This window comes from Candidatus Equadaptatus faecalis (genome assembly GCA_018065065.1).
Taxonomy (GTDB): domain Bacteria; phylum Synergistota; class Synergistia; order Synergistales; family Synergistaceae; genus Equadaptatus; species Equadaptatus faecalis.
Map to the genome: position 1 here is coordinate 12,575 of JAGHTZ010000078.1, position 19,041 is coordinate 31,615.

Here is a 19,041-nt window from a genome sequence, read left to right on the forward strand (position 1 = left end):
CCCCTTATGCTATGCAAACTGCCCGAGTTCGCGCAGAGTTCTTTTCCTGTCCGTGCAGTTAAATTTTCTTTTTCCGTATTTTTCAACGTCGGCGGCAAGCATTCTGCTTTCCGTGCAGCCTGCCCATGCAAGCACAAACTCCGTATCCGCCTCTTTGGCACTGGTCAGTCTGAGTTTCGGAGTCTTTTTCTTGATTTTCCTGACTTCTGCCGTAAGCAGTTTGTAGCGTCTTTTTATTTCAGCCTGTCCTATAAACGCTTCTTTCTGCCATTTTGTCCACGGCTTGGGAATAAACGCTCCGGCGGAAATCACAAGACTCTGTCCCGTAACTTCAATAATTTCCGCGCACAGTTCCGCTATGCTTTTCACGTCAGTGTCGGTTTCGCCCGGCAAACCTATCATGAAGTACAGCTTCACGCTGTTTATGCCGTATTCTGCAGCCATTTTCAGTTTTTCAACAACAAGAGCGTTGCTGAATTTTTTCCCGCATGCTGCTCTGAGTTTTTCATTTCCCGTCTCAGGCGCCACGGTTATACTGTGCCGTCCGCCCAAAGAGAGAGCTTCAAGCATTTTTCCGCTGAGCCTGTCTATTCTCAGCGAAGCAAAAGACACCGATTTGCCGTTTTTATGCAGCATATCAAGAATTTTGTCTATATCGGGATAATCTCCTGCTTCCGGTGTAATAAGCCCTACCTGGTCAAATTCAAGTTTTCGGCACAAATTTTCAAAACTTTCTTCAAGCAGGGAAAATTCCCTGAATCTTGCCTTACCGAAACAGGCAGGCAGCGTACAATAACTGCAATTTCTGATACAGCCTCTCTGCAGTTCAAGCAGAAGCGTACTGCCAAAAGCCCCTCTGTCCGTAATCCAGCTGCTGTGCATCGGGTGTTTTCCGTCAATCAGCTGTTCCCTGCCGATTTTCTTTTTCGCGGCAACACCGCCGTTCGTCACTTCAAACGGCGGAACAAACACGGACTCAATTCCGGATAATTTCTTCCAGAGTTTTTCCCTGTCCCTGTCTTCGTCGTATTCCTTTACAGCATTGATAATTTCCGGCATTATATCCAGTCCGTCCCCGAGTATCACCGCATCTGACACTGATGAAACAAGCAGCGGATTTATATAGGTTACAGCCCCTCCGACTATAACTACCGGATAATCGTTTTCTTTTCTTTTAAAAGGATTCAGCGGTATATTTGCGTTGCACAGCCACTGAAAAAACTTCTCCACGTCAGGTTCGTAGGCTATGCTCGCACTGATAACCGGAAAGCGTTCAAGCAGAGTATCCCTGTCAACAGAACGGTAAGGGACTGGCGATTCAAAAAAACGCTCCGCGGCAATTCCGCTTTCCCTGAGCATGCGAAAAACATACTGATAACCAAGGTTGGCAGAACCAATGGAATAGTCTGCCGGATAAAACATTGCCCAAGGAAGCTTTCCTCCCTTAGGCAACGAAACAGACCATTGTTCACTGCTGCGGTACTCTTCCCAGCTCTTCCACTCGGTTATTCTGCCCATCTATTCCTCTTCCTGCTTTTTCAGCCGGCGTCGGAGAATTGAAGGCGTATCATAGCTGTTTGCGTCACTTTCGCTCTGGAAAATATTTACGCTGTTTCCGGCGGCATTTTCCTCCTCCTGTACGGTTTTGTACTGAACGCTCTCAGCTGCAGACCTTAACTCACGAACTGTCTCAGTAGCTTCACTCTCGCGGTACTGAACAGACTCCGCAGTCTGTTCTCCGACTATCAGAGGCCGCACCTTTTCGCTGAAATTAGCGGGGTCATCAGGAACTTTGTTATTGTAGACAAGTCTGTGCGAAGCGCTTCTGTGCAAGCCGAACGGCGTCACCGTTTCCGCGCCTGACGGTACCTCCGCAGTTTTTTCCGGCTGCTGAGCAGAAACCCTGACAGCATTGTAATTTCCGTCATACTGCTTTGCGTAATCCGGAAGTTCGTCAAAACCGGTTGCGATAACTGTAATCTGCAGATTGTTTCCCATATCGGGATCATATACGTGACCCCAGATTATATAAGCGTTATCGTTGGCGGCCTCGGTTATTATCCTTACCGCCTCATTAACCTCGTGAATGCGGACGTTGGCACCCGTTACATTGACAAGTATGCCCCTTGCGCCGTTCATTTTTGTATCCATAAGACGGCTGTTTATTGCGTTCGTCGCGGCGATCTGCGCCCTGTTTTCCCCATAGCCTTCGCCTATTCCCATAATAGCGGGACCCGCATTTGACATTACCGTGCGGACATCTGCAAAATCGACGTTAACAATACCCGGACGCAGAATAAGATCAGTTACTCCCTGTACTGCCTGATGCAGTATATTGTCAGCTTCGCCAAACGCTTCGTTAATGAGAGTTTTATGATCGGAAATATTCAAAAGTTTGTCATTTGGTATTACTATCAGCGCATCAACCTTATCCCTGAGAGCCTCTATTCCTTTCAGGGCCTGCATTATGCGGCGTTTTCCTTCAAATGTAAACGGAAGCGTAACAACGGCTATAACCAAAGCGCCGGCTTCACGGGAAATCTGCGCAATAACAGGCGCGGCGCCTGTTCCCGTACCTCCGCCCATACCTGCCGCCAAAAAAACCATATCGGCGCCTTCAACGGCGGCACGTATGTCGTCTCTGGATTCCTGCGCGGCCTTGAAACCAACTTCTGGATTAGAACCAGCGCCCAGACCTTTGGTAAGTTCTCTGCCGATAACCATTCTGTTCTGTGATTCGGAAATTTCCAAATGCGCCAAATCGGTATTGACGGCAATAAACTCGACGCCGCTGACACCGCCGCGGATAATGTGGTTCAGCGCATTATTGCCTGCCCCGCCGACTCCGATGACCTTAATGACCTCACGGGTAGGGTAATTAGACTTATCAAGCTGGAAAATATCTGTGTTTGCCATAACGCGGACAGTCCTCCTCTAAAACAGATCCGAAAACAGATCTTTTATCTTGCCGCCGATATTCTTTGTCTCAGTTTTCAATTCTTTTTTTATTGTCTCGTTCTTTTCAAGCAGTATGTTCTTAATCGCAGATGTCTGCAGCGTTCTGCCGTTTCTTTTCGCCGCGTCAATATCCGAATGATCGTCCAAAAAGCGGTAAGGGGCATGCTGTTTTTCACTTACATATTTTATTATGCCTGCTGCTCCGGAAAATTCTCCTCCGTTTTTGCCGCGGGGCATCTGCGAAGCTGCAGAGGGAACTGCCGTTCTCACGGAAAGCCCAAATATGTCGCGCATCAGACTGTCAACTCCGCGCATTTCTGCCGTACCGCCTGTTAAAATTATTCCGCCGCCCAGTGATTTAACTCCGGATTCATTTATCTTCGGCATAACAAGTTCCTGGCAGAGTTCCTCTATCCTGCAGGAAATAATTTCTGCGGCTTCGCTGTTGAGAACTCTGCCCTGTCTGTTGTTAAACGAAAATTCAACATACTCGTTTTCGTTTCCCTCGTTCTGAACTTCGTTTCCGATAAACACCTTACGCTTGATCTCCTCTGCGCATGCAAAAGGTATTTTGAGAACCGACGCAAGGTCATTTGATATGTGATCACCGCCGATCGGAATTGCAGCCATATATACCGGATATCCGCCGGAATAGACAGTTATGTCAGTCGTTCCTCCCCCGATATCCAGAACAGCGGCGCCGTTTCTTGCTTCTTCCTCTGTAATTACGGACAAAGACGCAGCCAGCGACTTAAGCACAATACAGTCTATTTCAACCCCTGCCTTTTTTATGCAGTTGACCGTATCCTGTATCACAGGGCTTGGAACCATAAGGGTAAGAAGTTCTACCTGCAGTGTCTTTCCCGTCATATCCAAAGGATTTTCAATCTCTTTGCCATCAAGATCAAATTTCACCGGAATTGTATGTACTATTGTCTTGTTCGAAGGGATTGCGAGGTCACTTTTTGCGTTCTGCAGCACCCGTTCAATATCGTCTTCCGAAACAGGTCTCGCATTGATTCCAAGCATAAATCTACCCTGTGTCGTAACACACTGCACACCTTCACTGCAGGAAAGCGAAACGGAAACAGTTTTCAAGGACTGACCTACCGCTGTTTCGGCACTGTTCAACGCCTGTTTTACAGCTTTTGACGCCATGTCTGCGTTAACAATGCTGCCCTTTCTGATCCCCGATGAAGGGTATTCTTCAACAGTAATTATATACGGTTCACCAGACTCAGATTCTTTTTCCGCAACTATCACGGAAACTTTGCTCGTGCCCAAATCAAGAGCCGTAATAAGTTCAGGTTCATTCACATATCCAGATGAAAAGGAGTTCTTAAACACGACAGCCTACCTCCTGCAATTCATTTTCTTCGGCTATTATTGTACAACAGTTTTTACCAAAATTTTATTTTTATATGTTGCGTCAATAAAATCAGTTTGCGACAGATTCTGCAGATCAGTGCAGATTTTATTGACGGCAAGCCCCGCGACTATCCAGTCACCGCAATTTTCAGGCATCAGGACAGAAGCTCCGCTGCTGCCGTTCTTCCTCCTGAATATTATTCTGACAGCCGAAACACCGTCATTGGTTTCAGTTTTTATTGCGGCAATTTTATCCAGCCAGGCTATGGCTTTCAGATTTTCATACCACTCGTAAATATTCTCCGCCCTGACGGAACTGTTTTTGATATTTCCGCCGGAGCTTTCCGCGCTGCATGGCGGCATCTTGTCGTCGCTCCAGTAAATCAGCGGTTTATCTTTAAGCTCAGACAAATTAAGTATACTGTTTTCCTCAATATTTGTCTGCCATATCCTTCCGTCCGAAGACAAATACCAGTATTTTCCGTCCCAATAAATTTTCGCCGCAGGCTGCAGTACATTAAGTTTCAGCTTTAATCTGCCCCAACCCGCGATATTCATTCTGCAGGTCAGCGGATACTGTGACTCAATTTTTTTACAGTATTTTTCGCGCTGAATATATAATACCGGCCAAAAACGCTGCTGTACTGCCGTTATACCTCGCATTACGTTCCCTTCAGGCAGTATTTTGCAGGGCTCAGCGGTTATCTCTTTCAGTCTGAACAGATGCATTCTTGTTTCAAGCGAAAACAAGACCCCTGCCAGTAGTGCCGCAAACAAAAATACTACTTTTATACTGCGTTCAGTTTTTCTTGAAGTCGCCGATGAAGCGGATCTCATATTCCAGTTTTACTCCAAACTTTTCAAGCACTTTGCTGCGGCACAGTTCGCACAACTTATATATTTCGTCTGCGGAGGCACTGCCTGTATTTTCGATAAAATTCGCGTGCGAGGAAGACACGGCGGCATCGCCTATTTTCAGGCCTCTGCATCCGCATTCGTCAATCATTTTTCCGGCGCTTCCTCCGGCCGGATTTTTGAAAACACAGCCTGCAGTCGCTCTGCCTATAGGCTGCCCTTTTTTCAAATCGGCAAAACTGCGGATTTTATCCGTAATTTGTTTTTTTTCTGCTTTCAGCAAAGCCATTTTACAGGAAGCAATAAGCAAATCTTCAGTATCCACGGGAGACTGCCTGTACTGCCAGCTGATTTCATTTCCGGCATACTTTCTGGCATTGAAATTTTTGTCAATAGTTGTAATTTCCGTTATTATGCGGTTAAAACCATCATCCGAACGTCCCCCCGCATTGCCTTTGAGCGCTCCTCCCAAAGTGCCCGGTATGCCGGTAAGGAATTCAAGTCCTGTCAGTGAGTTTTCCAGCGCAAACGCCAAAAGCTGTTTTGTTGTACAGCCGCAGTCTGCTTCAATTTCGACAAAATTTTCACGCCTGACAGTTTTTATGCCTTTTATGTGTCCGGTATAAAGCACCGCGGCATTAATAAAACCATCGGCGACAAGCACGTTTGTGCCTCCGCCGAGAACGTAAACATTTCGTTTTTCGTTTTTGCAGCATTTCAGAAAATCAACAGCCTCGTCAACGGTATGCGGGGCAATCAGGAGAGCACAGCTTCCGCCGGTTTTCCAACTGTTAAATTCTCTGAGGGAATAACCTTCAGGCAATTTATTTTTCTCCTCTTAAGGTGCCAAGCGTTTCACAGATTCGTTTTCCAAGAGTGCCAACACTTCCGGCACCTATGGTCAGTATAATGTCCCCGTCATTTGCCACCCTGCAAACTGACTTAAGCAGACTGTCAAAATCACCGCACAGTTCGTAATGTGACCTTCTGTCCTGTGTTATCGCGTCAAAGATCAGCTGAGAAGAAACGCCTTCCATCGGCGTCTCCGATGACGAGTAGATTGGAAGTATAAAAGCGTTATCGGCATAGGAAAGAGCCTCTGCAAATTCCTTGTAAAGCGCCGCTGTTCTGCTGAAACGGTGCGGCTGAAAAACAGCTATCACCCTTCTGCCCCTGAAAATCTGCCGCACAGTACCGAGCGTTGCCTTTATTTCATTCGGATGATGTCCGTAATCGTCGTAAATTAATATGTCTCCGACCTGACCTATTTTCTGGAGGCGTCTTTTTGCACCGCTGAAACAGGCAAGCGCGCGTTTTACGCTTTCAAACGGTATTCCCATCTCAAAAGCCGCCGCGCAGGTTGCAAGCGAATTGAGAATATTGTGCTCGCCGGACACCTTGAGTTCTATTTCGTCAACAGGCTGCCCGTCATGAAAAAGTTTGTATCTTGCGCCGCCGCCGTCAATATGCTTAATGTCGGCTGCGCCCCAGTTCCAGTTCGTACCCCAGCCGTACGTTATCACCCCGTCTTTGACGCCGTAATCGCTGAATAGTGTCTTAACTCCCTGATCTTCCATGCAGAGAATACTTTTGCCGCCTTTTTTCCTGTTGGAAAGAAATTCGTTAAAGGCGTCGGTCACTGCCTTAAACGTCATGTAATGATCCCTGTGATCCCAGTCAATATTGGTAACAACGGCAATTTCAGGATGAAAATACACGAAAGATCTGTCGCTTTCGTCAAGCTCGGCAACCATGTATCTTCCTCTGCCCAGCTTTGCATTTGTTCCTATTTCCAGCACCTCTCCGCCTACGGCTATGGACGGATCCATACCTGCCATTTCTGCTGTCAGCGAAATCATTGAAGAGGTCGTGGTTTTTCCGTGAGTACCGGCAATACCGACACCGCGTCTGGCATTAAAAATTATACTTAAAATTTCAGCGCGTCTTGAAACACGTACGCCTCTCTGCCAGGCTGCAGTCATTTCAGGATGATCCTGCGGAATGGCGCTTGAAAATACTATTATGTCAGGGTTGTATTTTTCAAAATGGTCAACAGAATGTCCCTGTTCAACGGGTATGCCCTGTTTTTTCAGTTTTTCGGCATAGGCACTCTCGCCCTCGTCACAGCCGGAAACATTGGCGCCAAGCTGATCCAAAAGAACTGCCAGTCCGCTCATGCCAGCGCCGCCAATACCCATAAGGTGTATGTTTTTTGTTTTAAGTTCAACGTCAGGCTGCATAGCAACTACTCCTTCCAGAAGTGCGGGGCGATCTCCGCCCATAATCCGCTGCAAATGCCTTCTGCATTATTATACAATTTTGAAGACGTAATTTGCTGTTTTTCTTCACTTAATTTTTCAAGCTGCAAAAGTTTTTTTGCAAACTGTCTCTCGTCTTTTCCGTTCCACACCAGCGCCGCGTTGTCAGATGCAAACGCAACGGCATTGTGGAACTGGTGATTGTCCGCAGCTTTTTCCCAAGGAATAACAAGGGTGGCAATTCCAAGGATTCCTGCTTCCGTCAGCGAAGACGCGCCGGCACGCATAACTGCCATATCTGCCAAACTGTAGAGAAGTTCCGTGTTCCATATTTTGGGCAGAAGATACACGTTGTCTGCAGCCTGTTCCCTGCTTTCAGCTGCTGCGGGCAGTATGAACGTCCAGCTGCTGAACGGAGTCTGAGCGGCAATTCTGCATATCTGCTCTTTTACCGAACTGCTGCCGAGAGAACCCGTGAAAACAACAACTTTTTTGCCGGCCGGCATTGCAGAACCGAAACCAAGACTTTTCCACGCTTCATTCTGTCTCGAAAGTTTAAAATTTCTTACGGGCACACCCGTTCTTACATACTGTCCGTCTTTAAGCGGAGCACAATCCTGCCAGCCGCTGAAAACAGGGATTTTTTTTGCAGCGGCAAAGCGCGTAACTTTTCCGGCGAATGCGTTCTGTTCCTGTATCGCAACCGGGATTCTGTACATTCGGGCTGCAAGAAGCACAGGGAACGAGATATATCCGCCGAACAGAAGTATAAAATCAGGCTTTGTGCGTTTAAGTATTCCCCTGACCTCGCTGAAAGCCTTAAACAGCGCCTTGCCTCTTCTGCATTTTTCTTTAAAACAGCCTGACAACGGAGAACCCGTCATGGAAAGCACAAACGGCTCACGTTCAGCCGCTGAATATATTTCCTTTTCAAGCGGACGATTTCCGCATATAAAATCAACCTTTACTCCAGGTTTATTCTCTTCAATCCATCTGCCGAACGAAACAGCCGGCCATATATGACCGCCCGTGCCTCCGGCAACAAGGAAAATTCTTTTTTCAGTCTTCATAGTCAGGCTCACTCTCCTTTTCCAGCCGCATTATTACCCCGATACGAGACCACATCATCAAAAGCGATGTGCCTCCGTAGCTTAAAAACGGGAACGGCATTCCAGTCAGCGGAATCAGCTTTGTTACCCCGCCTACGTTAATCACGAGAGGGAACAGTACTGTCAGTGCAAGCCCCCATGTAAGCGACGCCATATATCCCTCTTCACATCTGAAATAGACCTTATTGACTTGGGAAAGCCAGTACGCTACAGCCATCAGCAGAACCAAAGCTCCTATTAACCCCATTTCTTCACTGATTGCCGCATAGATAAAATCCGTATATGCGGCAGGAAGATAATTCAGTTTTTGAAAACCGTGTCCAAGCCCGCTGCCCCAGAAACCTCCGTTCGCAAAAGCTATAAGCCCCTGTATCGTCTGATATCCCTTGTTAAACGGGTCTGACCATGGGTCAAGCCAGGCTGCCATGCGTCTCATACGGTATGGTTGAAGCAAAATCATTCCGTAAAATCCAACTGCCCCTATTAATAAACCGCATAACGGAAATTTCCAGCCTTTTCTTTCAACGTACATTCCCATACTGATAACAAACATCACCATGGTTGTACCCATATCAGGCTGCATCATAACAGGCAGTGCACAAGCAAGAAACAGTCCGACTACTTCCAAAAACTGTACCCCGTCAGCTTTTTGCGTACGCCGTGACAATATTTTGGCAAGATGAAGCGCAAGCGACAGACATAACAGTTCACTCGGCTGCAACGAAACAGAAACACCCGGTATATGTACCCAGCGCCTTGCCCCGCCTATAGCCATGCCTATTCCCGGCACTTTTGGCAGCCACGTCATAATCCAACTGCATATCAGCATATACGGACTTATCCTGTACCAAATTTTGAGCGGCACGTTATACATGAACACAGATGCGATAATAGCCATACACAGCCACAGAAGCTGTTTAAGCCCGACCTGATACGGGGTGCCGTTGATGCTGAAAGAAGAGGGTCCCGTTGTTGAAACTATAAGCAGTATTCCAATGCCGCTCAGCACAAGCGGCACTCCCCAAAGCACAGGATTTATTTTGAATCTGCTTTTATCCATTCCGCTCCCTGCTTATAATTTCAGCGGCAGCTGCGCAGAAATCCCTGCCTCTGGCTTCAAAATCAGGATACATATCCCAGCTTGTACAGGCAGGCGACAAAAGTACCGCTTCGCCTTTTTCGGACATTGCATATGCAGTTTCAACAGCCTCCTTCATCTGCGCCGCAAATTTAAATTCATGATAACCGGCATTGTTAAGCGCTTCCGCAATCTTTTCTCTTTCGCTGCCGATAATAACTGCTTTTCTGGCATATTTTTGCACAGTTTCAGCAAGCAAAGTATAATCCTCACCTTTGCCCTGCCCTCCGAGTATGACTATTTTTGTTCCGGGCAGAGAAGACATGGCGGTAACGGAGGCCGCGACATTTGTGCCTTTGGAATCATTTACGAAAACAATACCGTTTACTTCTCCTGCATATTCACAGCGATGTTCAGGAGCCTTAAAAGAGGCAAGCAGCTTTTTATCCGTAACAGCATCTGTCAGTTTCAGGGCAGACATTGACATGGCAGCATTCTCAAGATTATGGTCGCCGAGAAGTTTTACGTCTGAAAAATCAAAAAGTTTTTCTGAATCAAGATATGCGGCAGAGCTGTCTCTGTCCATAAAAATTCTGCAGTCATTCTGCCAGCCAAGCATATACACGCTCGTTTCAGCTGAAGGTTTAAGCAGCTCCGTGTCTCTTTTCTGGCAGATTGCCGCACCTCTTTGAATTATACAGTTGAAAAGATTCGCTTTTGACGCCACGTAATTCTCGTATGACCCGTGCCAGTTTAAATGGTCAGGCGCCAGGTTTGTAATTATTCCGGTATTGCATCTGAAACTTTTTGACCAGTAAAGCTGGAAGCTGCTCAATTCCATGGCGATATAGTCAAATTCTTTATCGGCAAGTTCGGCAATGCCAAGTCCTATGTTTCCGGCAGCCGTCGAACGGTAACCGCTTTTTTCAAGAAGCTCAGCAATCATTGAACAGGTCGTAGTTTTCCCGTTGCTGCCGGTCACAGCTATTATTCTGCCTTTAAGATACGGGTACGAAAAATCAAGTTCGCCTGTCAGTTTCAGTCCTTTATCCCGCGCCGCTTTTACGGCAGGTATGTAAGGCGGTATTCCTGAACTGACGACAATTTCATCGCATTCAAGCAGTTTTTCGCTGTTCTGATTTTCTTCCCATTTGATATTTTCTGTTTCAAACAGTAGTTTTTTGTCTTCGGCTATCTGGTTTCCGTCAGACACAAAAACATCAGCGCCGTGTCTCGCCGCAAGTCTGGCAACCGCGCAGCCGCTGACGCCTGCCCCGATTATGCTTATTTTTTTGCCTGTAAGATCTTTTTTCATTTCGACCATATCTACATGTACATTTCAATTACGGAAAGCAGCATCGTACCCATAAGTGCTCCCAGCATGTGTATAATACAAAAACGTATTACGACCTGATTTTCGCCCCAGCCTTTAAGCTCAAAATGGTGATGTACAGGGCTCATCAGGAATACTTTTTTATGCAGTTTCCTTATTGTAAAAATCTGTATTGCTACGGAGAGTATTTCAATCATAAAAATAAAACTCAACGGTATCATATACAGTACTGCGTTGCAGTTAAGACATATAACGAATATGACCGCTCCGAGGAAATGTGATCCGCAGTCGCCCATAAACACCTTGGCAGGATTTGCGTTGTGCCACAAGAAGCCCATGCAGATACCGGCTGTCACCGCCAGCACAACATAGGTTACGGGGTCAAGAGTCATAAATGCTTTTATGCCTGCGAACGTAATCAGCGTACAACCGGCTGCAAGGCAGTCAAGCCCGTCAGTAACGTTGACGGCATTCAATATAGTCACTCCCAAAATACTTACAAACAGAATACCTGCCCAGCGCGGCAAAACAATGTCTGCAATCAGCACAAACTCTCCGTCAACCGCATAAACGGCAAGCGGGACGGTTATCAATATCTGCATGAACAATTTTTGAAGGCTTTTCAGTCCTTCGCTTGAATTGCTTTTGTATTTAAGCCAGTCGTCAACAAATCCCACACAGGCAGCCGCAAGCGGATACAATACAGAAGCAAGGCACAAATCAGCTGGGAAACGGCAATAAACGGCGACTGCCACAAACATCACGAGATACACAAGTACAAAAACGACTCCTCCCATGGAAGGCGTTCCCATCTTCGCCTTATCGTGCCAGCTGGGACCGTACATTTTCGTAACCTGTTCAATTCTCATTTTCAGCATCTGGGCTATCCAGAAATGCTGCAATACTGCTTCACTGAATAAAGCCGTCAGAAGCATACCAAGAAAAAACACGAATGGATAAAACATTTTTAACCCTCCGTCAGTACAGTTACAAGCCTTTTAAGACCGTAGGAATTTGATCCCTTGATTAACAGCACAGTATCAGACAAATCCTCATTTATCACGTTTTCTGTCAAATCTTCGAAGCTGTCGTACAGCTTTGCGTTTTCCGGAAGTGGAACAGCGTGCCACTCTTCGCCCAAAAGGAACAGTCTGTCGCAGCGCTTTGCCAGAAAAAGTATTTCCTTATGCCAGTACAGGATGTCTTTCCCAAGTTCACGCATGCCTGCAAGCACAGCTGTTTTTTTCATACTGCCTGAAATTTCGTACAGATTTTCTATCGCTGCTCTCATGGAGGCAGGATTGGCATTATACGCCTCATCAATTACCCATGAATTATTCGGCAGTTTTTTGCAAACTCCGCGCCCCGCAATAGGATTAAGTTCCGCAAAAGCGCTCTTTATATCTTCATTACTGACTCCGTAATAACGCGCTGCCGCCAGTGCGTAGCCGATATTGTAGGCATGCTGTTTGCCGAACAGCCCTGCGCTGCATTCAAAATCCACATCTTCTGAGCGGTATACAGCTGATATTTTTGCGCCGCTGTTATCAAGAGAAATTTTTGTCTGCATTATTTTCAGATCGGCATCACCGGAATAGCCTACGCCGATAAGTTTCTCAGCGTTAACCCCTGCCTGCAGGGATTCTTTAAGCAGCACGTTGTCTGCATTGTACACCAGCACCCTTACTCCCCGCGAACAAATTTCAAGCTTGGCCTTAAGCACTCCGCCGATACTGCCGAAACCCGCAAGATGGGCAGGAGCAATTTCCGTTATCAAAGCTGTTTCAGGCGGGAACAAATCTGTCATTTCGCTTATTTCGCCAAAATGGTTCGTTCCGAATTCAAGCACAAGCATTTCAGTATCGGCAGGCATTTCCAAAACCACAAGACTGCAGCCTATGGAGGTGTTAAAGCTGCGTATTGCGCTGTGAAGTTTGTATTTTTTGCCGAGGGCTGCGACAAGCAGTTCCCTCGTAGTGGTTTTGCCGACGCTTCCGGTTATGCCTACAATCTGCGGTGATACTTTTTCAAAATATGCGTGGGCAAGTGCGCTGAGAGCCTTGAGCGTATCATCAACAGCAATAGTGCTCAGTCCGGCATAATCGGGAGAATCAAGTCCGAGTTCAGTCACTTTGTTTTTCTGTACAAGAAGCATTTGAGCTCCGCGGTCGATTGCCTGGCGTACGAAAAGATGTCCGTCAGTATTCCCGCCCTTTACGGCAACAAAAGCATCACCGAAAGTTATATCACGGCTGTCTGCACGCCATCTCCGGCAGATATCCGCGTCACTTCCGTACAGTTCCCCTTTGCATATTTTTGCAGCTTCCGAAGCGGTCATGATACAGTTCATTCTATCTCTCTCCCTTCTTCGGCACACCAGTCAGAAAGAACTTCTTTATCGTTGAACGGAATTTTTTTACCATTGATTTCCATATAAGTTTCCGGGCCTTTGCCTATTATCGCAACTATATCGTCCTTTGTCATCATCGACAGTGCGTGATAAATCGCTTTTCTGCGGTCGGTTATTCTCAGGCATTCGGCTGTGTGCTGCTTTGCACCTGCTTCCAGGGCGTCTATAATGGTCTCAGGATTTTCGCTGCGCGGATTATCATTCGTCAAGATAACGCAGTCAGCAAGTCTTGAGCCGATTTCTCCCATTAAAGGCCTCTTTGCTTTATCCCTGTCCCCGCCTGCGCCAAAAACAGCGACAAGTTTTCCGCCGCATACAGAACGCAGCGCTGTAAGCAGTTTTTCCATTCCGTCAGGAGCATGCGCAAAGTCAATTACGCAGCAGCCTGAATTTTTAATCATGTATCTTTCAAGACGTCCGGGAATCTGCGGCATTGCTTTAAGCGCTTTTACGGCCGTCTCTGTTTTTACGCCGAAGAACCCCGCAAGTGTAAGCGCCTGCATTGCATTCAGTACGTTATGCATACCGATTACCGGCAAAACCGCTTCATAAATCTGTCCGTTGATTTTAAGCCTGATGCCGGTACCGGAGGCAGACACGGACAAAATTTCCGCGCTGCAGTCTGCATCTGAATTTGCAAGACTGTAGGACACGGCATGATTTTTATATTCACTACATATTCTTCTGCTGTATTCGTTGTCGGCAAAAGCAGAAACCTTCCAACTGCCGCGCATATATTTTTCAAAAAGCTGTTTTTTTGCTTCAAAATAGCTTTCCATGGTACCGTGATAGTCAAGATGATCCTGTGTAAGATTGGTAAAACCGGCGGCGTCAAAACAGCAGCCCTCAAGCCTTCCCTGCACAATCGCATGCGAAGATGCTTCCATGACACACGCTTTGCATCCGTTTTCAGCCATTTTTGACAGCTTGTACTGAATAATGTCTGCTTCGGGAGTGGTTCTCGGCGCTTCAGTCCTTTCCGCGCCGTCGTCATAACAGACGGTGCCCAACAGCCCGCATTTTATACCCGCGTAATCAAGAATTGCTTTTGTCATAAACGTTGAAGTTGTTTTTCCTGTAGTTCCGGTTATTGCAAGCATCTTAAGCTTTTCCGCAGGTTTGCCGTAAAGAACTGCCGCCACAAGCCCCATATTTCTTCTTACGTCAGCGCAGATTATCTGCGGCACGTCAACGTCAAGTTTTTTTTCGCACACAAGTGCGCATGCCCCGCGTTTTACGGCATCCGAAGCATAACTATGTCCGTCAGAGTGTTCGCCTTTTACACATGCAAAAATTGTTCCGCCCAGCACTTTTCTGCTGTCAGCAGTCAGGAAATTAATGTCAGCACAGTTTGCGTCTTCATTTGAAACTGTGAAATCAAGCGCTGTTTTTTTCAGTTCCTTCACCAGTTCGCCAAATTTCATTCTGACACCTCCGAGACATGCTCTTTCGGAATCTTTGTCTCTATCTCTTCCGCAATTGCTTTAAAAACAGGCGCTGAAATTACGCCGCCGTAATATGCGCCCTGCGGCTCGCCTATGCTTATCAGCATTGCGTATTTTGGACTTTCAACAGGCCAGAAGCCCACAAACGAACCTACGTAGCGCCCTTCCTGATACCGTCCTCTTTCCGAAACCTGTGCTGTTCCGGTTTTTCCAGCGATATGTACTTTATCGGATTTTGCTTTCTGTCCGCCGCCTTCAGCGACAACCATTCCCATTGCGTTTCTTATAAACGCGGCGGTTTCTGATGACATCACCTGCGCACGAACCCTCGGTTTTCCTTTATGCACTGTTTTGCCGTAATGGTCTGTTACTTCCTTTACTATATACGGCTTCATAAGTGCCCCGCCGTTGGCTATTGCTGAAATTGCCATTATTTCCTGAAGTGCCGTAACGGAAATACCCTGACCTATAAAAACGTTGGCAGGAACAGTTCCGAGCCATTCCTCGGGCGGCTTGATCTGTCCTTTTTCTTCGCCTGTCATTTCTATTCCCGAACGCTCGCCGAAACCGTACTGTTTCAGAAGCCCGTACGCCTGTTCGCGCTTGACATCGCGGGACATAATCGACATCCCGACGTTGCAGGAATTCATAAGTACATGCATCAAATCTTCGCTGCCATGCGCTTTCCTGTTGTTGCATTTAATAATTTTGTCCGCATACGGAATAGTTCCTTTGCACAAGAAATGACTTGTATTCTTGTTGGCAGCACCGGCTTCCATAGCGATAGACATCATTATCGGTTTAAAAACAGACCCAGGCTCATAGTTTCTGCCTATTGCGTTATTTCTGCGAACTTCCTCTCCTCTGAACGAAGTCCTGTCATTAGGATCCGCCGCAGGGTAACTCGCCATTGCCAGTACTTCTCCTGTACGCGGATTGACGCATATTCCTGCCGCCCATTTTGCCTGTGCTTTTCCGGCAGCATCCGTAAGATTTCTTTCCAAAATCTGCTGAATTTTCGTATTCACAGTCAGTTTAAGAGATCCCGAAGTCCCTTTTGAAGAACTCTCCATTCCGTTCATGGGGTCACTCATATTTCCGCCGCCTGAACGCGTCATAAAACGTGTACGCGGAGGCGAATACAGAATGTGATTCCATGCGTGTTCAACCCCTGCCTGACCGTAGCCGTCTATATCGCAATATCCAAGCAGGTGGAACGCCATTGCGCCGTTCGGATAATTTCTTACGTATTCTGTCTTTGTGTACAGCCCGGGGAGCTGCATTCCCTTAATTTCAGCCGCAAGGTCCATTTTTACGTTCCGTTTCAGCCAGTAAAAACGTCCCGGCTGCTGACGCGAAAATTTCCGTGCCGCATCTTCGCCGAAATACCTTGCAAGGTAATGGGCGTTTTTTGTTTCCCAGCTTTTAGGGTCAATAAAAAAACTGGCCGTCGGAATGGAAACTGCAAGCGCGGAACCATTGCGGTCCATTATGCTTCCGCGTGTCGCACTTACCGAAACGTTCGCCCAGTACTGACTGTGAGACTGATTTATAATTCTGTAATCAGGCTTTAAAGTTACCCAGGCCGTTTCAAGCGCGAGAACAAGAATGGCCGTATAAGCAAAGAACCAGACTGCTTTGGAAAAATGCGGAGTCCTCCTGCTCCCTTGATTAATTCTTTGCATGCGCCTTGTTTACAAACGGATTAAACTGTTCGAAGAATCCGTTTCCGGAATCAGCCGAAGGATTTACAGAGGCTTTGGCGGCAGTTACAGAACCGGAGTCAACATATATCACCGGTATATCCGCGCTGCTTGTCATATTCAGATGCTCTATGGCATAGGCATACACATTTTCGGCAGAAAGCAGTTCACCGCAGCGGCGTTCCATCAGCGCATTCTGATTCCTGCAAACTTCAATCTTTCCTGCGGTTTCCGCTGCGCGGCATTCCAAATTCGCACTGTAGAGCCTCAGCATAAGGAGTAAAACAGCGCTGAGAAAGACGCTCAAAAAGCAGAAAAGTATTGCAGGCGTGTTCACCCCGCGATCTTCTTCATTGCAGCGCATTTTTCCCCTCCTTACTGCTGTTTGACAAAAATCCTAAGCTTTGCGCTTCTGGATTTTCTGTTGCGTTCAATTTCTTCTTCTGTCGGTATCAGGGCTTTTCTCGGGCTTAATTCGCCCCAACCCTTTTCTTTCCATTCCCTGAAACGTTTCTTTGTCATCTTGTCTTCAAGCGAATGGTATGAAATTACCAAAATTTTTCCGCCGGGAGCCAAAATTTTCAAAGCCTCGTTCAATGCCTCGTTAAGCGCGTCAAGCTCATGGTTAACCGCAATGCGCAGCGCCTGGAAAACACGCCTTGCCGGATGTCCGCCCATTTTTCTCTGTACGGGAGCAGGCAGTATCTTCCTTATAAGTTCAACCAGTTCCGCCGTAGTGTGAACGGTTTCCCCGTGTTCTCTCGCCCTGACAATGCCTTTGGCAATCTGATAGGCAAAACGTTCTTCGCCGTAATCTCTGAAAATTTCCGTCAGTTCCTTGACAGACCAACTGTTGACAATATCATCTGCCGTCAGTTCTGCTTCAATTCCGTCGCCTCTGTCCATTCTCATGTCAAGAGGACCGTCTTCCTGAAACGAGAATCCTCTTTCAGCTTCAGTCAGCTGAAGATTTGATACCCCCAAATCAAACAGTACTGCCTCAGCACGGAAATTTTCTCTTTCGAGCAAATCCGAAATGTTGCGGAAATTGTCTGCTATAATTTCAAACCTTCCGTCAAATTTCGCCAAATTTTCCGCCGCAATTTTTCTTGCGTCAGGATCCTGATCAAAACCGATAATGCAGACATTCGCGCATTTTGCAAGAACTTCTCCCGAGTGGCCGCCAAGCCCCAGTGTCGCGTCAACAAAGGTATTAAGTTTGTCCCACGGCTGAAGTGCTTCAAGCACTTCAGCAAGCATCACCGGAATATGCTCTGTCATAGACCTTCAAGTTCCTCGGAGAGTTCTGCCAAATCAGGCAGACTGCTGTTGTATTCCTTCCAGCGCTCCGAATCCCAGATTTCGATGTGGTCCTCTACGCCGACGACCGTTATCTCCTGTCTGATATTTCCGTAACTGCGGAGCTGCTGAGGAAGCATTATGCGTCCGGCAGAATCTATCTCCTGCTCCATCGCATTGGAGAACAGCGCTCTGCGCAGATCGCGCGTTGACTTTCTGAACGAAGGCAGCGTATTCAGCTTTCCTTCAAAATCTTTCCAGCGCTGGACAGTATAGAGAATTATGCAGTGTTCGAAACCGATAGTAGCCACAACGACATTGCCCAGCTCGCCTCTGAAACGGGCTGGCAGAACAACCCTGCCCTTGCTGTCGAGTCTGTGCTCAAAGCTGCCGGCTAACATCTTATCCCCCACTTTCTTCCACATATCCACCATTTCGTGACACAATTTAACACAACAACATAAATTTTGCAATAGTAAAAATGCAAAATTTTCTTGAAAATCCACAAAAAATCAAAGAAATTTCATGTGGAAATTGTGAATTTTGTGGAAAACTTGAGTACAATAACGAAATTTACAACCAAACGCCGACACTGCGGCATATTTTGCAAAACGTGACATGTAAAAAGCACAAAAAAATTACGCCCATAGGCGTAATTTTTAATGAGCATGCCGTAAGCCGGGTTTTGTGGGAGAAAACTCCTCCGGTCATTTATCTGGACCGCTTTTCGCAAAGCGGCTCAAGCAATCATACCCGGGAATCAGCGGGCAGCCTCAACTTCCCCTATTTGATCTTGCACCGGATGGGGCTTGCAAGGCAGCGCCATTACTGACGCTCCGGTGAGCTCTTACCTCGCCATTTCAACCTTACCCGAAGGCGGTATATTTTCTGCTGCGCTTTCCCTGGACTCGCGTCCGCCTGATATTGTCAGGCATCCTGCCCTGTGGTGCCCGGACTTTCCTCTTGCAGATTCCCTGCAAGCGACCGGACTGCATACTCGAACAGATTATAGCACATACAAGAATTAAAATTCATGCTACAATGTAACAACCTTAACAATGGAAGTGAAACTTATGGAACGCACAACGTGGGACGAATATTTTCTCCAAATTGCACGGCTGGTGGCAAGCCGCTCAACCTGCCTCAGAAAACAGGTCGGCGCAGTCATCGTTAAAGACCGCCATATTCTCGCAACAGGCTATAACGGGAGCCCTCAGGGCACAAG

General features: G+C 46.9%; 17 protein-coding genes and 1 other RNA gene. 1 reads left to right on the forward strand and 17 read right to left on the reverse strand.

Translation table 11 applies throughout. The annotated features are described in order from the left end of the window. Positions 1–9: 9 nt before the first annotated feature. The 17 genes from KBS54_06270 to rnpB form a co-directional block, all read right to left on the reverse strand. Positions 10–1,518, reverse strand: coding sequence for a radical SAM protein (locus KBS54_06270; protein ID MBQ0055729.1), 1,509 nt, complete (start codon positions 1,516–1,518; stop codon positions 10–12). Continuing rightward, a complete protein-coding gene (ftsZ, locus tag KBS54_06275) occupies positions 1,519–2,916 on the reverse strand; it encodes a cell division protein FtsZ (GenBank protein MBQ0055730.1) in 1,398 nt (465 codons plus the stop codon). It abuts the gene before it with no gap. An 18-nt stretch (positions 2,917–2,934) separates the two neighbouring features. Then, positions 2,935–4,305, reverse strand: coding sequence for a cell division protein FtsA (gene ftsA / locus KBS54_06280; protein MBQ0055731.1), 1,371 nt, complete (start codon positions 4,303–4,305; stop codon positions 2,935–2,937). A 36-nt stretch (positions 4,306–4,341) separates the two neighbouring features. Continuing rightward, a complete protein-coding gene (locus KBS54_06285; GenBank protein ID MBQ0055732.1) occupies positions 4,342–5,055 on the reverse strand; it encodes a hypothetical protein in 714 nt (237 codons plus the stop codon). 70 nt (positions 5,056–5,125) lie between these two features. After that, entirely contained in the window at positions 5,126–6,004 is an 879-nt protein-coding gene (murB, locus tag KBS54_06290) for a UDP-N-acetylmuramate dehydrogenase (GenBank protein MBQ0055733.1), read from the reverse strand. A gap of 1 nt (position 6,005) precedes the next feature. Next, a complete protein-coding gene (gene murC / locus KBS54_06295) occupies positions 6,006–7,421 on the reverse strand; it encodes a UDP-N-acetylmuramate--L-alanine ligase (protein ID MBQ0055734.1) in 1,416 nt (471 codons plus the stop codon). 5 nt (positions 7,422–7,426) lie between these two features. Next, positions 7,427–8,509 carry a UDP-N-acetylglucosamine--N-acetylmuramyl-(pentapeptide) pyrophosphoryl-undecaprenol N-acetylglucosamine transferase gene (locus tag KBS54_06300; GenBank protein ID MBQ0055735.1) on the reverse strand — a complete coding sequence of 361 codons (1,083 nt, stop codon included), beginning with the start codon at positions 8,507–8,509 and terminating at the stop codon, positions 7,427–7,429. After that, positions 8,499–9,608, reverse strand: coding sequence for a cell division protein FtsW (locus tag KBS54_06305; GenBank protein ID MBQ0055736.1), 1,110 nt, complete (start codon positions 9,606–9,608; stop codon positions 8,499–8,501). Before KBS54_06305 ends, KBS54_06300 begins: the two co-directional genes overlap by 11 nt. Then, positions 9,601–10,950, reverse strand: coding sequence for a UDP-N-acetylmuramoyl-L-alanine--D-glutamate ligase (murD, locus tag KBS54_06310; GenBank protein MBQ0055737.1), 1,350 nt, complete (start codon positions 10,948–10,950; stop codon positions 9,601–9,603). Before murD ends, KBS54_06305 begins: the two co-directional genes overlap by 8 nt. Before the next feature lie 2 nt (positions 10,951–10,952). Then, positions 10,953–11,924 carry a phospho-N-acetylmuramoyl-pentapeptide-transferase gene (gene mraY / locus KBS54_06315; protein MBQ0055738.1) on the reverse strand — a complete coding sequence of 324 codons (972 nt, stop codon included), beginning with the start codon at positions 11,922–11,924 and terminating at the stop codon, positions 10,953–10,955. A gap of 2 nt (positions 11,925–11,926) precedes the next feature. Next, on the reverse strand, positions 11,927–13,309 hold the full coding sequence (locus KBS54_06320) for a UDP-N-acetylmuramoyl-tripeptide--D-alanyl-D-alanine ligase (protein ID MBQ0055739.1): 1,383 nt from the start codon (positions 13,307–13,309) through the stop codon (positions 11,927–11,929). Beyond that, the gene (locus KBS54_06325) at positions 13,306–14,793 is read right to left on the reverse strand and encodes a UDP-N-acetylmuramoyl-L-alanyl-D-glutamate--2,6-diaminopimelate ligase (GenBank protein MBQ0055740.1); all 1,488 of its coding nucleotides are present in this window, start codon (positions 14,791–14,793) and stop codon (positions 13,306–13,308) included. The genes KBS54_06320 and KBS54_06325 overlap by 4 nt, the downstream gene beginning before the upstream one ends. Beyond that, on the reverse strand, positions 14,790–16,499 hold the full coding sequence (locus KBS54_06330) for a penicillin-binding protein 2 (GenBank protein MBQ0055741.1): 1,710 nt from the start codon (positions 16,497–16,499) through the stop codon (positions 14,790–14,792). Before KBS54_06330 ends, KBS54_06325 begins: the two co-directional genes overlap by 4 nt. Then, positions 16,486–16,881 (reverse strand): hypothetical protein, encoded by a 396-nt coding sequence (locus tag KBS54_06335; protein ID MBQ0055742.1) that lies wholly within the window; start codon positions 16,879–16,881, stop codon positions 16,486–16,488. The genes KBS54_06330 and KBS54_06335 overlap by 14 nt, the downstream gene beginning before the upstream one ends. Positions 16,882–16,892: 11 nt before the next feature. After that, positions 16,893–17,798, reverse strand: a complete 906-nt coding sequence (gene rsmH / locus KBS54_06340; protein ID MBQ0055743.1) for a 16S rRNA (cytosine(1402)-N(4))-methyltransferase RsmH — start codon at positions 17,796–17,798, stop codon at positions 16,893–16,895. Continuing rightward, positions 17,795–18,217 carry a division/cell wall cluster transcriptional repressor MraZ gene (gene mraZ, locus KBS54_06345; GenBank protein ID MBQ0055744.1) on the reverse strand — a complete coding sequence of 141 codons (423 nt, stop codon included), beginning with the start codon at positions 18,215–18,217 and terminating at the stop codon, positions 17,795–17,797. The genes rsmH and mraZ overlap by 4 nt, the downstream gene beginning before the upstream one ends. Positions 18,218–18,475: 258 nt before the next feature. Next, positions 18,476–18,816: RNase P RNA component class A (rnpB, locus tag KBS54_06350), an RNA gene on the reverse strand. Positions 18,817–18,889: 73 nt separating this feature from the next. Here rnpB and KBS54_06355 point away from each other — a divergent pair. After that, the coding region (locus KBS54_06355) for a cytidine deaminase (protein ID MBQ0055745.1) at positions 18,890–19,041 on the forward strand (152 nt) is incomplete at its 3' end.

What these genes read in the sequence shown, in the direction of transcription:
- KBS54_06270 (MBQ0055729.1), bottom strand. Translation starts at nt 1,518, where the DNA reads ATGGGCAGAATAACCGAGTGGAAGAGCTGGGAAGAGTACCGCAGCAGT.
- ftsZ (MBQ0055730.1), bottom strand. Translation starts at nt 2,916, where the DNA reads ATGGCAAACACAGATATTTTCCAGCTTGATAAGTCTAATTACCCTACC.
- KBS54_06285 (MBQ0055732.1), bottom strand. Translation starts at nt 5,055, where the DNA reads ATGCATCTGTTCAGACTGAAAGAGATAACCGCTGAGCCCTGCAAAATA.
- murC (MBQ0055734.1), bottom strand. Translation starts at nt 7,421, where the DNA reads ATGCAGCCTGACGTTGAACTTAAAACAAAAAACATACACCTTATGGGT.
- KBS54_06300 (MBQ0055735.1), bottom strand. Translation starts at nt 8,509, where the DNA reads ATGAAGACTGAAAAAAGAATTTTCCTTGTTGCCGGAGGCACGGGCGGT.
- KBS54_06305 (MBQ0055736.1), bottom strand. Translation starts at nt 9,608, where the DNA reads ATGGATAAAAGCAGATTCAAAATAAATCCTGTGCTTTGGGGAGTGCCG.
- murD (MBQ0055737.1), bottom strand. Translation starts at nt 10,950, where the DNA reads ATGGTCGAAATGAAAAAAGATCTTACAGGCAAAAAAATAAGCATAATC.
- mraY (MBQ0055738.1), bottom strand. Translation starts at nt 11,924, where the DNA reads ATGTTTTATCCATTCGTGTTTTTTCTTGGTATGCTTCTGACGGCTTTA.
- KBS54_06320 (MBQ0055739.1), bottom strand. Translation starts at nt 13,309, where the DNA reads ATGAACTGTATCATGACCGCTTCGGAAGCTGCAAAAATATGCAAAGGG.
- KBS54_06325 (MBQ0055740.1), bottom strand. Translation starts at nt 14,793, where the DNA reads ATGAAATTTGGCGAACTGGTGAAGGAACTGAAAAAAACAGCGCTTGAT.
- KBS54_06330 (MBQ0055741.1), bottom strand. Translation starts at nt 16,499, where the DNA reads ATGCAAAGAATTAATCAAGGGAGCAGGAGGACTCCGCATTTTTCCAAA.
- KBS54_06335 (MBQ0055742.1), bottom strand. Translation starts at nt 16,881, where the DNA reads ATGCGCTGCAATGAAGAAGATCGCGGGGTGAACACGCCTGCAATACTT.
- rsmH (MBQ0055743.1), bottom strand. Translation starts at nt 17,798, where the DNA reads ATGACAGAGCATATTCCGGTGATGCTTGCTGAAGTGCTTGAAGCACTT.
- mraZ (MBQ0055744.1), bottom strand. Translation starts at nt 18,217, where the DNA reads ATGTTAGCCGGCAGCTTTGAGCACAGACTCGACAGCAAGGGCAGGGTT.